Genomic DNA, 14147 nt, shown 5'->3' with positions numbered 1-14147 from the left:
GTCTGCCACAATATTAGTATACGTAAATAATTTTGTCCTTGCAACAAAAAAGTTTCCTTAGGGAAAAATAAATAACCCTTGGAGAAAGGCAGCTGTTGCTGCTTTTCTCCAAGGGTTGGGGATGGCTCAGGAAGGTGCCTATACATTCGATTGGGTGTGGCGGAAACCGGCTGCTTCTACTCCCAGCTTCCAAAATCTAGCGTACTGCCAGTCTCTACCAAGGTCTTGATGTTGCTGAGAATCTGCCACCAGGAGCTTTCGCTGGGGCCGTAGGACGGATCATCAGGTTGCCATTGATCATGAATCAGCGTCAGCTTGGTACAGCCGCCAACCGGCTCCAGCAGCCAGGAGATGCGTGATTCATGCGGTTCGCCGCTCTTGAGATAGGAGGGGCCGACCTTGTGGGTAAAGCGGAATGCCTGCTCTGGGGAGAATTCCAGCACTGTGCCGTATACATGCAAGGTGTCGGGGCCATCTGCCCCCGGCCCGATATATTTCAGCGGCTCCCCTGCTGTAAAGCTGGAGTGGATCGTGCTGCCGTAATAGATTTGCTGTACTTTATCCGGTGAGACGAGGCTGTCCCACACCTGTGCTGGTGTTCCGCCGATATAGAATTGATATTTCAGTTCTTTCATGTTGTATTCCTCCTGCCTTTTATGTTCTCATTTGCCTCGGCAAAGTCCTATGAATGTTTGCCTCAGCGATAAGCTCACTATACAAAAGAATCACTGACAGCTGCGGTCAGTGATCCGGAAAAAGATATTATTCTTTATAATAATCCGCTAGGTCCGCAGTGATGGCTGCCAGCTTCTGCCTCAAAGCTGCGGGTTCGAGAATCTTAAGCGCTTTGCCGTAAGGCAGCAGGAAATAGGGGGCGTAGCTGTATAACGAGGCTTCATCCAGCAGGAAGCTGGCTTGCTCCGGGGTTCGTTCCGCAAGCATATGGCCGAACAGCCAATGGCTGCACAGATCATTCAGGACGGCTTCCGCGGACTGGATGATGACAGCCACGAGTGCGGAATCTTTATCCTGGCCGGGAAGCAGGCCGCGCAGCAGAAACTCGCGTGCGGAGAATCCGGCAGGGCGCACAAAGCCATCCCCGGTCCGCCGCAGTCCCCCAATCCGGTCTACCCGGAAGCTGCGGATTTCCTGGCGGTGATGGCAATAGCCGGCCATATACCACTGGCCCTTCCACAGCACCAGCCCGTAAGGGTCTATAGACCGGGCAGAAACATCCGCTCCGTTTCCCTTGCGGTAGTCCATCTGCAGGGTAAGGCTGCCTGCGATGCAAGCCTCCAACTCCTCCAGCAGCGGCTGCAGCGCAGCGCCAGGTGCATGGAGCATCTCCATGCCGGCTTCGTGGCGCTCCATTTGCGACAGCTGCGCCGCATTGCTGTAGCGTTTGAGCTTGGCAATCGCTCCGTCCAGGGCTGCGACATAAGGGTATCCGCTGCCCCGGGCAAAAGCGGAGGCCTGTACGAGCGCCCTCTGTTCCCCGGTGTCGAAGAACAGGGGCGCTGCACTGAAATGCTCAGGCAGGCTGTACCCGCCTCCCGGCCCGGCGTCGGCAATTACGGGAACACCGCTGGCACAGAGCGCGTCAATATAACGGTAGACGGAGCGGATGCTGAGCTCCAGCTCCTCCGCGAGTTCGGCAGCGGTTCTTCTCCGCTGCTGCAGCATCCACAGGATGGACAGCATATGATCGGCTTTGGACATCGGGCAGAACCTCCGGTACGCCTGTTATTTTGCTCTCTGGTTGCAATCAAGCAGCGGCGTTTTATTCTCAATCACTAGGATACAGCATTCATTGTAGCCTAACGCCTCCGGGTTACACCATCATCTTCTTCAGACTATGGATATAGCGGGATCTGACAATGATGAAATACACGGTTTGCACAACCAGGAAAGCTGCTGATGTGATCAGCACAGGAACGGTAACATTCGTGATATCCATCACTTTCAGCACGGGACGGACAACTACAAGAGTCTGCACGGCTGCAATAAGAATAGGGATATAGAACAGCAGTGCAATCTGTCTGGTGGCGGAAGCCGACATCTCTCTGGTGCTGAGTCCAATCTTGGAGAGTGCATGGTACATCCGCATATCTGCGTTCAGCTCCGTATGCAGCTTGAAATAGAGAAAGCTGGCTGAAGAGAGCGAGAAGATCAGGGCGATAAAGATGCCGATAAAGCTGACCATTGAGGTTCCCTGCTTGGTATTCATATAGCTATCAGCCCGTGCATTCATGAATGTGTGCCAGTTGTCAGTCGCATGATTCCTGTCCCTGCTCCATTGCACCAGCTCGCTGGAGATGACAGTCTCCGGCTCCCCGGTCTTGGGAAGCAGTGCATCCCATGCCGGAATTTTATAAAAGTAATTTATTTCACGATCATTGGCTCTAGCCGTACCGGCAGCTTTTGCATACAGACTGTCGCTGACAATCATCACGGGCTGGTTGTATTGGCCAAAAGGCATGACCGGGGGATTGATGAGATGATTCAGGACGAGTTCCACATTTACTTGATCTGCGAGCAGAAACTTCTCTCCGGCGTTATACTCGGAAATGGCATTCTGGGGGTTAAGCAGCAGCACAGCTTCTCCGTCTGACAAAGGAGGGACTCCGGTGACATCCATTTGCCCCGCCAGTTGATTGAAGACGGACACCGGAAGCAATTGAACGTTGTCAAACTGGTCCACATCATTCAGGCCCCGGATACTGCCCCGGATGAATTCCACTTTGTTCTCAGTGTACTGCAATCCGGCGTTTTCCAGGGCATCATGAATGGTGGTCAGTCCGGGTTCGGGATCGTGTCCATTGTCAACGGAATAGTCGATAGCGAACGGACTGTTCAAATACGTCGTATTGTTCGAAGAACTGATGGATAGAAGAAGACTTGCAGCCATGCAGGCCAATGAAGTGACAACCGTTACCAGAAACAGCATCCGCGCATTGTCTTTAACCTTGTAGCTCATTTCGTTGATCCAGAGCAGATTGGTTCCGCGCCATAGCCGTTTGCGGCTCAGCTTCAGCAGGCGGATGCCCAGCACCGACAACTGGGAGTAGAAGAAATAAGTGCCGGCGATGCCTGTGACGGCAGCGATCAGCAGCGTGTTTGGAGACAGCTCCTGCCCGATGGAAATAGCTCCTGTTGTCAGCAGTGCAATTCCGAGAAGCGAGAGCAGCCAGGATACCTTGGGCTCCTTCTTCGGTTTCACGCTTCCCTTGAGCAGCTCAAGCACCTGGTTCTTGCGGATGAACAGCAGGGTGAAGATTGAATTTGTCAGGAATAGCGCCAGAAAGGAAACGGAAGTGATAACAAGTGCCTTTACCGGCCAATAAAACGGCATATCTGTGACCCCGATAATATTCGTGCTGAGCAGCAGGAACAGCTTGGACAGCAGCATCCCGGCGGCCATGCCGCTCAGGATCGACAGCAGGCCGATGATCATATTTTCCAGCAGAATCAGTCTGTTGATCTGCCCGGGACGCGCGCCCAGGATCATCAGGATGCCGAATTCAAGATTCCGCAGCTTGAGGAAAGCGCTGATCGAGTACAGGACAAAGAAGAAGGCGAAGATGAAGACAATATAGGAAGCAATTTTCATCCCGGTAGCCGAATTTTTCCCAAGCTCAATAGAGGTCACGTCAGGATGATAGATGAACACCGAATAGGAAAAGAATATCATGACCATAAAGGCGCTGCTGAGGAAAAAGGCCATATATGCCCGGGCGTTGCGCCGCACATTGTTAAACGCGAATTGAGGAAAGCTCATGACTATTCCCTCCCCAGAATGAAAGTGTATCAATGATCTTCTGGAAGAAGGCCTGGCGGTTGTCGCCGCGGTGGATTTCCGCAGCCAGCTTGCCGTCCTTGATGAAGACGATGCGGTTGCAATAGCTTGCTGCCAGCGGATCATGCGTAACCAGCATCAGCGTCGTACCTTCCTTGCGGTTGATGTCCTCCAGCGACTCCATTACGATCCGGGAGGAGTTCGAATCGAGCGCTCCCGTCGGCTCATCGGCGAGCAGAATGGCAGGCGAAGTTATAATTGCCCGGGCAATCGCCGTCCGCTGGCGTTGTCCGCCGGAAATTTCATAGGTCCGCTTATTCAGGATGTCCGTGATGTTCAGGCGCCCGGCCACCCGCTGCAGCAGCGCGTCCATCTCGGACAGCTTGCGGTTGTCCAGAGTCAGGGGCAGGACGATATTCTCCCCCACAGTCAATGTCTCCAGCAGGTTGAAATCCTGGAACACAAAGCCAAGCTTTCTGCGGCGGAACAGAGCCAGCTCTTTTTTGTTCATCTGATAGGGATTGCTGCCGCCGATCTTCACTTCACCCGAGGAGGGCTGGTCAATGGTTGAGACCATGTTGAGCAGGGTGGTTTTGCCGCTGCCCGAAGGGCCCATAATTCCCACAAATTCACCTTGTTCGATACTGAGATGAATATCGGTAAGAGCCTGCGTAAGCACCTTTCCCGGGTATACTTTATTCATTGCCGTGACTTCGAGCACATTCATGGAATTCATTCCTTTCTAACCGAAACGTGAGTGTCACCCGCTGTTGCCCCTTGGGTGCTTATCTTCTGATTCCGAGTGTACAGGATGAGCTTCCGGCATGCTATGGTTTTACCTTAACGTTACCTTACAGCGCGGTTAAGGTTATGTTCGCTTTTGTCAGGAGGATGTTCGTTTGAACCATCCCCGCAGCAGAATGGATATTGAGAGCAGCAGCGGGAAACCGATTTGGAACAGCGGGTCAATCTTAAGGCTTGGCCCCAGGCCGATGGCAATATGCTGAGTATAGTCCCTCGCCAGAAAGGAAGTGCCATAGATTGCCGCTCCTACGGGAAATACCCACCATTTAGCCGGTTTGCCGCTCAGTTCACTGATGCCTTTAACCGCGCAAAAGTAGAAGAGCATCATCTTGATCAGCAGCCCGATAAAAAGCTGGGTCGTTACCAGAATATCGAGCCGTTCCACAAATTTGAGGTTTGATAAAGTACGGACTGTCTTCAAAAAAGGCAGCTGGCTGATCCCTGCAATCGTTGGCCCGAGGACAGCTACATTCAGCGCGTTCATGAAGATGAGAAAGATGCTGATGGCAATATAGGCGGTCACTGTATTTTTTACCGGCACACCGGGTTTTTCCCAGAGGGACCACAACATCAGGAATACAATCATTTGACCGAAGGGAAAGGAGACAAGATCCGGCAGCGCAGCTTCTACAATCGGCATGAATCCGCCCTCGTTGACTGGACTTAGCCGGTAGAAATCAATGGAGCCCATAATGCCAAGCAGCAGCACAATCAGAAAATAAAAGAAGAGAACCAGAGGGAGCAGCACCTCGGGCAGCCGGAAGACAACCTCTGCACCCTTCCAAATGGCATAGAGTGCAATCATTACAAAAATGAACATCGTGAGGGGCAGCGGAGATCGCGGCAGCAAAGTCAAAGCCGTCAGCTCGCCGAGATCGCGGACATTGCGCATCGACTGATACGCGAAGTAGAAGCAGTAGATCAAGCCGATCACAGAGCCGGCAACACCTCCGAAGTGAAATTTAAGCATGCCGATGAGGTCCAGCTTGGGCGAGCGGTGCTGGATCCACAGCAGGAGCAGAAGGAGGATGAACCCGCCCAGCGAGCCTGTGCACATCGCCAGCCATGAATCCTGCTTGACCTTACCGCCCAACAGGAAGAGCGGCGTGCTGCCGATCTCGAACAGCATAATCATAAACGCAATTTGCAGGGCAGACACCTGTTCCTTTTTTTGCATAACTCCGAAATCAGCCTCCTAACCACTTGATAATGAATCTGCCGGCGGGTTGAAAGTAAGTAATATATAAGGTAGCCATATTGAAATGCGGCGTTTCTGTAATCCCGCAAATGTTCTCATAGGCACACCAGACCAGAATGCAGCCAAACCATAGCCGGTGCAGCTTGCTTCCTTCTCCGCGCAGCCAGGTGCAGCCCCAGACGAAAGCTATGGCATAAAGCAGAAGAGTGATCGCTATTTTCATAGAGCAGCTCCTTTACTTATGCTGGATGGATTTAAAGGATTTGTTACTGAGTCCGCTCCGTTCAATTTGGATCGAAACATGCGGTTTGATCTCAATATTCTGGAACATGCGGTCCCAGCTTTTGTCCTTCTCAATCTGCTTCCAGCGCTTGCGGTCACTGCGGTGAATCCTCACGGCAAAGCCCGTGACGTCCGCCCCCAGCGTCTTGACCGCACTCCATGAGTTGCCCACGAGTTCCAGGATGCGCTGTTCAATGGCTTGCTCCATCCCCGTTATTGAAGTCCGTTCATTCAAATCCATGACGCTTCCAAGCTCCTGCAATACGCCGCTTCCTTTGATGTTCACATCCATGATGTAGTGATCTTTATCCCAGACGGGATGAACGGAAGTGGTCGAATCCTGGAGGATGAACGAGGCGTCCGGTTTGTCGCTGATTTCGGGCCGGGAGGCGAAGGCGATGGTGGCAGAATCAATTTTGTTCGTCAGAAAGGACAAGCCGAAGGCTTGCTTCTGCGTAAGCCATCCCACCAGTTTTTCACCTTTTAAGACTCCGAGCCTTCCGAGCGCCAGCCGTGAAGGCAGGTCGGTCCGTCCAGTCTCACTGGTTTCATCCATGATCTGGTCACCGGTAAGTAGGATTTCCGGCAGCACGGCACTGCCGGATTCGGAGGACAGGGCCATGGCCAGTTCAAACAGCCGGATGCCGGGATAAAAGGAGAGCAGCTTCGATTCCTGCTCAATCATGAGCTGGATACCGGCTCCCTGATTTTTGGTCAGCTGCATCAGCTGATTCAGAATATCTCCGGCTTCGTCTTTGGATAGAAATACATATACAGTTTCCCGGGCGTCCTGCTTGCGCAGGAACATGTCGATCAGTTGACTGATGCCGTGTTTGGCCAGAGACTCCCCTATGATGGCGATGCGCGAATGAGAAAAAAACATCTCACGCGTACTGGTCAGATTGGTTCTTTCAATCGCGTCCATAATCGTTTGTCCTTTTACCGAGAAGGTGACAAACGGTGGAGAGCTGGTGCTCCCGCCTCCACTGCCTCCCATGCTGCTGGCACCGGAAGAAGGGTTGATGACCTGGTATGTGGCTTTCCACTCGTTATTCTTCCAGTCATATGCTGAACCGGAGGTAATGCCCAGCTCACTCAATTCCCGGTCATCCCAGCATCCGGTCAGCAAAGTCGACAGGAGGGGGAGGCAGAGACCAATGCAGAGCGTTTTTTTTGCGGCATAAGCTAGAGGTCTCGCGGGAGTTGCGGAATAGGATTCGGTGTGCTGCTGCTTCATGTTTTCCACCCCTTTGGTTTGGATCTTGGTTTCCGGAGCAGGTGTAGCAGGACCGCAGCCAGCGGAACGAGAACATTGAACAGGAAGAAGACCGGGAAACGCCCTTCCTTGTTGTAGAGATTCAATTGGTCTGCGCTCTGCCAGGTAAAGAGACACTCTAAAGCGATTATCAGACCCAAGGCTCCGGTAAAAGGCCGATTGCTGTTTACGCGAAAGGTTTGTTTGAAGCATTCGACCGTCGCAAACAGAAAGATCGAGAATTTCAGATAGATGGACAGGACCCAATAAGAGATGAACAGAATGTCCAGCTTTTCGATAAATCTGCCGAAATGAACGACCCCGGCGGTGGAAAAACCCGGATATGTGCTGAGTTTGATGAATTCGGACCCGAACACCATCAGTGTCGTTACGAGCGAAAACATCATCAGCACAGAAACGAAGAGAAGTCCTGCCCAGCCGGCGATGCGCGCTTTTTGCGGATTCTGCAAATAAGGAGCCAGAAACAGCAGCACCGCCACTTCGGACATCCAGGTAGCCGGTGTTATGCCGGCCAGTGTCAAGGAGGCCAGAGAGTGATCAAAGACCGGCAGCAGCTGGTGCACATCCATGTCCCGGTACAGCCCGAACAGATAGAGCGGCACGAAGAAAAAGTACAGCAGCAGTACGAGGGTGTTCACTCTGGCGATGGACTCAAGGCCCTGCCTGACCATATAGATCGTAATTAACAGAATCAGGATGGTCATTACGGTGACCGGGGTGTCGATGAGTACATTGTCTTTGATGAAATTGACGAATTCGCGCAAAATGGTAGCCGATGTGTCCAGGTAGAACTGCAGCATCAATAGGCCCAGAATCGTAGCTGCAACAGGAGAACTTTTCTCGCCAATCCAGGTCAGAAACGGTGCGCCATTGCTGTAGCGGATGACTGTCCCGACAATCGTGGCGAACACAAGCCCGGCCAGAGTCGATAACAAAATTGCCAGCGGCGCGTCCTGCTCCGCGTAGTTGCCAATGATGACGGGAAGCACGACGGTGGCTGTCGGCAAGATAGTGTTGACGATCAGCATGGCGGCCTGGGTGGTGCCGATTTTACCGTTCAAGCGGGATCCTCCTCCTGCGGCTGCCTGGTTTGCTGATTGTTCTGCGCCTCTTCTTGCGGCTGCGGTTTTTGATCCGGGCCTTGTCTGCGTGTTTCTTTGCCCAGATTGGTCTTTGGCCGCATGGTCATGCTCCAGAGCGGAACGCGGATAAAGATATCCTTTAAATATCGCGGAGTCATTGGAGCTACCGGGGACAGGTACGGCACACCAAAGGAACGCAGTCCGGCCAAATGAATCAGCAGCACCATCAAAAAGGACATGATGCCGAACAGGCCAAGGGTAGCGGCGATCAGCATCATGACAAACCGGATCAGGCGGATCGAATTGGCGATGGCCAGGGACGGGATGACAAAGTTAGAGATGGCGGTGAACGATACCACGATAACCATGGCTGCGGAGACGAGTCCGGCTTGAACGGCGGCCTGTCCCAGCACGAGTGCCCCAACGATGGAAATCGCCGGCCCGATGGTGCGCGGCATACGGACCCCGGCCTCGCGCAGCACATCGAAAGTCACTTCCATCAGCAGAGCTTCCGCCAGTGCCGGAAACGGTACACCTTCACGCTGGGCGGCCAGGCTGATCAGCAGGGTTGTCGGAAGCATTTCCTGGTGAAAGGTAGTCACGGCGATATACAAGGCCGGCAGCAGCATGGATACAAAAAAAGCACCATACCGGATCAGCCGCAGGAAAGAAGAAATATCAAAACGCTGATAATAATCTTCACTTGACTGAAAAAAATTGAAGAAAGTGGATGGGGCAAGCAGTGCAAAGGGAGTCCCGTCAATAATAATTCCGACCTGGCCCTCCAGAATGCCTCCGGCAAGCGCATCCGGACGTTCCGTGTTCTGAATGGTCGGAAAGGGAGTCAGTCCGCCATCCTGAATGAATTCCTCGATGTAATTGCTCTCCAGAATGCTGTCGGTTTCAATCGCGTTTAAGCGCCGGCGGATTTCCGCCAGCACCTGTTCGCTGGCGATACCCTCCAGATAGACAAGCGCCACACCGGTCTGAGTGCGCTGACCGATCTTATACTCTTCTATTCTAAGATCGGAGGTTTTGAGTCTGCGCCGCAGCATGGAGGTGCCAGTCCGCAGGCTCTCCGTGAAGCCTTCTTTGGGTCCGCGGATGACACCTTGGGAGGTTGGTTCGTTGATGCTTCTTTTCTCCCAGCCGGAGGTATCGGCAGCCAGTGCCACCTGAAGTCCTTCAAACAGAATGAGGGTATAGCCGTCGAAGAGCATGGGGAGCAGACTTTCCAGTGTTTTACCTTCCTTGACACCCCCGACTGGCAGCATCTGATCTTTAATCAGGCTGAAGGCGTCCTTAGCTGAAATGGCGCCGCTCTTGGGGGCAACCATTTCCATCAGCGGCTGCAGCACCGTCTGGTTGACGGCATCCGCATTAACGAGTCCGTCGATATATATAAAAGCAAGAGAGAGGGAGCTTAAAGATTCATTAGTGAATCTGCGGAAAACAACGTCGGAGCTTTGACCGATCCGCTTAGTAATCTCCTGCAAGGTAATATCAAGTGAGGGATGAAGAGGCTGCGGTGCAGGCACGGAAGTCGGGGCGGGATCTGTTCTTTTTTTGCGGCCTTGCTGCAGATGGGTTGGCATCGATACTCCTCCTCGTTGCTGGATTCTGGATGATTTGCTGTATTATCCCCTGGGAGCGGATTCCTTATTCTGACTGCATTATGAGATTAGCAGACATGAAGAAGAGAGCACTCTACCGGCCATTTGGTCATGGCGGGCGGAATGCTCCCGGTTGTGAAGCTTGTGGCAGCTCCAGCCAGCCTTAGGAGGCTGAGCGGATGCTGTAGTTCAGCCGCGAAGAGGATCAACTGCTCCTCCGAAAGTAATGCGAACCGTGGTCCCCTCGCCGGGCTGGGATTGCAGCTCTACCGTATGCCCGAGCCTTGCGCAGATCTCACGGACCAGATAGAGGCCCATCCCGGTGGATTCATGATACTGGCGGCCGCGTTCTCCGGTGAAATAAGGATTGAACACCCGTTTCAGGTCTTCGGGAGAGATGCCAATGCCCTGATCTTTAATCTGTAAGACGCTCCCGGTTCCCGTCTGCTCCGCGGAAATGGTTACTGTCTTGTCTGTCCCGGCAGTATAATTTACGGCGTTGACGAGAACCTGGGCCAGCATGAATCTCAGCCATTTGGCGTCGCTGTAGACAGAGAGTCCATCGTCAACGGTAATGTCTACACGGACTCCCCGCCGGATGAACAGCCTGCGGTTGTCGGCGACGGTCTCGCTTACGGCTTTGCGAAGCAATAGAGGCTGAACATGGAAATCATCCTCAAAGCGTTCCAGCCTGGAGGTGTAAATAACCATCTCCAGTCCCTTGCGGAGCCGCTCCAACTCCTCTTGGATGCTGCTGGCAGCATCCTCCTCCAAATCCTGAAGGGTAAGCTGGATGACGGAAAGCGGCGTCTTCATCTGGTGTACCCAGCGGTTGATGAAATCGATATGCTGATCCATCCGCCGGGTATGGGAATGCAGCTGGTCCAGATAGTAGCGGTGGTTGTGCTGCAGCATCTCCGTCACCGCTTCGGGCAGCGGCGCATCGTCAAGCGGGATAAGCTGTTCCCCCGGAGCTCCGCCGGGTCCGCTCAGGCGGGTGTATAGCTTATAGTGCTGAACATACCGGTAGCCCAGATATAAGATGAGAACTGCAAAGCTGAGGCCCATACCGTATAAAACAATCGAGAAGGGTCTGTATTCGCCCGTAACCCAGTACAGCACGGGGATGAGGATCATCTGGAGCAGATAGAAGAGCAGCAACGGCCGGTGATCCTTAAGAAACAGTCTCATGGCGTTTCTCCGGAGAGGCTCAGCCGGTAGCCGGCGCCTCTTATCGTTTCTATGATATCGTCAAGACCAAGATCCTTGAGCTTCTTGCGTACACGGGTGATATAAACATTAAGTGTATTATCATCGATGAAATGCTGATCCTCCCACATCAGGTCCAACAGCCGTTCACGGGAGACGACGCGCCCTTCTTTCAGCAAGAGCGCTTCCAGCAGGACGGTTTCCTTCTGCGTAAGCTCAGCGGACAGCCCGTTGTGCTGGATCACATAACGCTCCGTATACAGCGTCAGTCCTCCGGCTTGAAGCTTGCGCTCTTCCTGGCTGTGGGCGTAAGAGCCGTAAGCTCTACGCAGATGGCTGCGGATTTTGGCCAGCACGACCTCGTATTGGAATGGCTTGATAATGTAATCGTCGCCGCCGTTCTCCAGCGCCATCACCTGATCCATACCGCTGTCGCGGGCAGAAATAAAGAGGATGGGGCAGAGTGAGGATTTGCGAAGCTGGCGGCACCAATAGAATCCGTCATACCTGGGCAGATTGACGTCCAGCAGCACCAGGCTTGGGGTGTTCTCCTCAAAGGTTTCCAGCACTCTATTGAAGTCATCTACGATAACGGTATAAAAATCATATTTTGACAAATAACTGCTTAGCAGGTCTGCCAGCTTGGCGTCGTCCTCGACAATCAGAATCGTTTCCATGAATTCACTCCTTTGTCCAGTATTACAGTAACATGCTAAGGGAAATTTATGCAAAACAGGATTCAGACGCAAACAACCTCCCGGGCTGCCGGAAAAAGATCCGGCTGCGGGAGGCTGCTTGAATGTTGCGGAAGGATGGGTTAACGGGTTTTGATGACCAGCGCATTGCTGATCAGACGTCCCGGCGTTGTCAAATATTTACCGTTGTAATACAATCCGCTGGAGGCGCCGCCATCCAGATTCATGGCCTGATAGGCACCGGCCTGCTTCATAATCTGCGCCAGCTGCGAAATGGTAGCCCCGCTGGTGGTCAGAAGAATCAGCTTGTGGTCGCGCGTCAAGCCCAGCGCACTGCGGGCTCCGCCGCCGGTGCGGATTTTGGGATCCCTGAAGCCTTCGGCGGTCACATCCACCGCTACCTTCCCGTTAACCAGCAGCCGGGGGCCTGCCTGAAGCGCACCTTCGATGGTCCCGCTCTGGAAGCGCGATGCGAATTCAGTACCAGGAATCAGCTCTGCCAATAGATTGCGGTCATAAGCGAATACGGCCCGCCGTTCTCCAGCGCCGTTCTTGAGCATCTTTCCGCCGCTGATGATATAACCATAAGGGACTTTGTATGCCCCTTTAGTGTAGGCATCAAAGTAGGTCCCGTTGATCGCAACGAGAGCACCGCTGCGTTTGGCAATGCTGCCAAGTGACTCCGTCTTGCCGACCGTGTTGCCGGCAAGCACTACATCCAGCTTCACCGAGGGATGGAGCAGGGAAGCGGTGACTGTCTGGACTGTAAAGGAGCGGCTGCCGACCTTAAAGGTGCGTTTGCCGCTGACTACCGCCGGGGATTCCGCTTTAAGGAGTGCTCCGCTGAGTACGGGCAAGGTGGCGGAAGTTTCGTCCGCTGTCAGCGTGAGCGACGAGGCCTGCGGATTCCACTTCAGCTGAAGGCCCAGTGTTTGGCTGACCAGAGACAGCGGAACATACGTCGTGCCGCTGCCGCTGAAGACCGGCTCACTCAAGGTTACGGCCTTGTCGTTCACGGAAGCCTTCGCCGAGCCCGGAATCAGGTGGAGGGAAGCCTCGCCCTTTGTAATTTCTATCGTTCCGCCAGGAGTGAGGATCGACCGGATGCCGGCAAAATCATTCAGGAAACGCAGCGGAATGAAAGCATGATTCTCCTTGTCCACATAAACTGCGAGCTTGGACGCAGGCGCCGCGGAGGCGCTTGATGATGCTGGAGGAAGAACGTAAAGCGGGAGAAGCAGGGTAAGGATGAGGGCGATGATTTTTTTCATGATGAACAGTATCTCCTTTTAAGTGGCGGCAGCATGATCTGCTATGCAGGATGAATTTGGAACATGCTCCAGAATGAAGCACCGGGTCTTATTATCATATAAGGGCAGTCTAACCGTCAATTACTTAGGCTTCAGTGCAGGCAGAATGGTGATCAACTGATGATTCTTATATCCGGTGGCGTATGCATCTTCCAGACTGTTCGTTTATAATCTAGTAAGCTTACTTATTATTAATAAAGGCGGGTAGCAACAATGACAAGAATCGGCTTGATTCGGCATGGCAGCACAGCTTGGAATAAAGAAGGACGGATACAGGGGCATACGGATAACCCTTTGGACGAGGAAGGACTTCAGCAGGCGGAGGCTATAGCAGAGCGTCTCAGCGGAGAACACTGGGACTATATCTACTCAAGCGACCTGCTGAGAGCAAGACAGACGGCAGAGGTGATCGCAGCGAAGCTGGGCCTGCAGGTAGCGGGAGTGATTCCGGGAATTAGGGAGATGAACGGGGGACTGCTTGAGGGCACCACGGAGCAAGAGCGGGTGGAACGCTGGGGGACAGAATGGAAGTCGCTGGACCTCGGGCTGGAGAGTAATGAATCAGGCAAGCAACGGGGGAGCAAGGCGATTGAAGAGATTGCATTGAAGCATCCCGGCCACAATATCCTGATTGTCAGCCACGGCGCGATTCTGCGGAGCAGCCTGACCGGACTGGTTCCCGGACTGGATGTCAGCGTGCTGTTGAAGAATACCTCTATCACCCGCATTGTTAAAGGGGACAACGGCTGGACCTGCGAGTTGTATAATTGTGTGAAGCATATGGAGAGCTAGACCTTATCCATGCGGCATCTTCCAAAACATTCCATGCAGGATCAGCCTGCGCCTGCCGATAATAAGCTTATCGCTTATTACTGTTAATCA

At 53.2% G+C, this 14147-nt stretch carries 13 protein-coding genes; 1 reads left to right on the top strand and 12 read right to left on the bottom strand.

The features are described 5' to 3' along the window. Positions 1–176 precede the first annotated feature (176 nt). The 12 genes from NYE29_RS03930 to NYE29_RS03875 all read right to left on the bottom strand — a co-directional run bounded on the left by NYE29_RS03930 (position 177) and on the right by NYE29_RS03875 (position 13226). Positions 177–635 carry an SRPBCC domain-containing protein gene (locus tag NYE29_RS03930; RefSeq protein WP_340894480.1) on the bottom strand — a complete coding sequence of 153 codons (459 nt, stop codon included), beginning with the start codon at positions 633–635 and terminating at the stop codon, positions 177–179. Positions 636–762: 127 nt separating this feature from the next. Continuing rightward, positions 763–1719, bottom strand: a complete 957-nt coding sequence (locus tag NYE29_RS03925) for a helix-turn-helix transcriptional regulator (protein ID WP_340894479.1) — start codon at positions 1717–1719, stop codon at positions 763–765. Between the two features lie 112 nt (positions 1720–1831). After that, entirely contained in the window at positions 1832–3778 is a 1947-nt protein-coding gene (locus NYE29_RS03920; RefSeq protein WP_340894478.1) for an ABC transporter permease, read from the bottom strand. Then, the gene (locus NYE29_RS03915) at positions 3753–4523 is read right to left on the bottom strand and encodes an ABC transporter ATP-binding protein (protein ID WP_076113666.1); all 771 of its coding nucleotides are present in this window, start codon (positions 4521–4523) and stop codon (positions 3753–3755) included. The genes NYE29_RS03920 and NYE29_RS03915 overlap by 26 nt, the downstream gene beginning before the upstream one ends. A gap of 156 nt (positions 4524–4679) precedes the next feature. Further along, positions 4680–5777 (bottom strand): GerAB/ArcD/ProY family transporter, encoded by a 1098-nt coding sequence (locus tag NYE29_RS03910; protein WP_340894477.1) that lies wholly within the window; start codon positions 5775–5777, stop codon positions 4680–4682. Positions 5778–5787: 10 nt separating this feature from the next. Further along, positions 5788–6021 carry a hypothetical protein gene (locus tag NYE29_RS03905; protein ID WP_076113668.1) on the bottom strand — a complete coding sequence of 78 codons (234 nt, stop codon included), beginning with the start codon at positions 6019–6021 and terminating at the stop codon, positions 5788–5790. 12 nt (positions 6022–6033) lie between these two features. Next, entirely contained in the window at positions 6034–7317 is a 1284-nt protein-coding gene (locus NYE29_RS03900) for a Ger(x)C family spore germination protein (protein ID WP_340894475.1), read from the bottom strand. After that, the gene (locus NYE29_RS03895) at positions 7314–8417 is read right to left on the bottom strand and encodes a GerAB/ArcD/ProY family transporter (RefSeq protein WP_076113669.1); all 1104 of its coding nucleotides are present in this window, start codon (positions 8415–8417) and stop codon (positions 7314–7316) included. The genes NYE29_RS03900 and NYE29_RS03895 overlap by 4 nt, the downstream gene beginning before the upstream one ends. After that, positions 8414–10033 (bottom strand): spore germination protein, encoded by a 1620-nt coding sequence (locus NYE29_RS03890; RefSeq protein ID WP_340894473.1) that lies wholly within the window; start codon positions 10031–10033, stop codon positions 8414–8416. Before NYE29_RS03890 ends, NYE29_RS03895 begins: the two co-directional genes overlap by 4 nt. 207 nt (positions 10034–10240) lie before the next feature. Then, entirely contained in the window at positions 10241–11242 is a 1002-nt protein-coding gene (locus NYE29_RS03885; RefSeq protein WP_340894472.1) for a sensor histidine kinase, read from the bottom strand. Next, entirely contained in the window at positions 11239–11937 is a 699-nt protein-coding gene (locus NYE29_RS03880) for a response regulator transcription factor (RefSeq protein WP_076113672.1), read from the bottom strand. Before NYE29_RS03880 ends, NYE29_RS03885 begins: the two co-directional genes overlap by 4 nt. 140 nt (positions 11938–12077) lie before the next feature. Further along, positions 12078–13226 carry a phosphodiester glycosidase family protein gene (locus NYE29_RS03875; RefSeq protein ID WP_076113673.1) on the bottom strand — a complete coding sequence of 383 codons (1149 nt, stop codon included), beginning with the start codon at positions 13224–13226 and terminating at the stop codon, positions 12078–12080. Between the two features lie 252 nt (positions 13227–13478). Here NYE29_RS03875 and NYE29_RS03870 point away from each other — a divergent pair, with 252 nt between their 5' ends. Continuing rightward, positions 13479–14057, top strand: a complete 579-nt coding sequence (locus NYE29_RS03870; RefSeq protein WP_076113674.1) for a histidine phosphatase family protein — start codon at positions 13479–13481, stop codon at positions 14055–14057. Positions 14058–14147 lie beyond the last annotated feature (90 nt).

It is taken from the genome of Paenibacillus sp. FSL M7-1046, from assembly GCF_038007405.1.
Taxonomy (GTDB): domain Bacteria; phylum Bacillota; class Bacilli; order Paenibacillales; family Paenibacillaceae; genus Paenibacillus_AQ.
The sequence above is the reverse complement of the archived record's forward strand: the minus strand, read 5'-3'. Positions and strand labels throughout refer to the sequence as shown.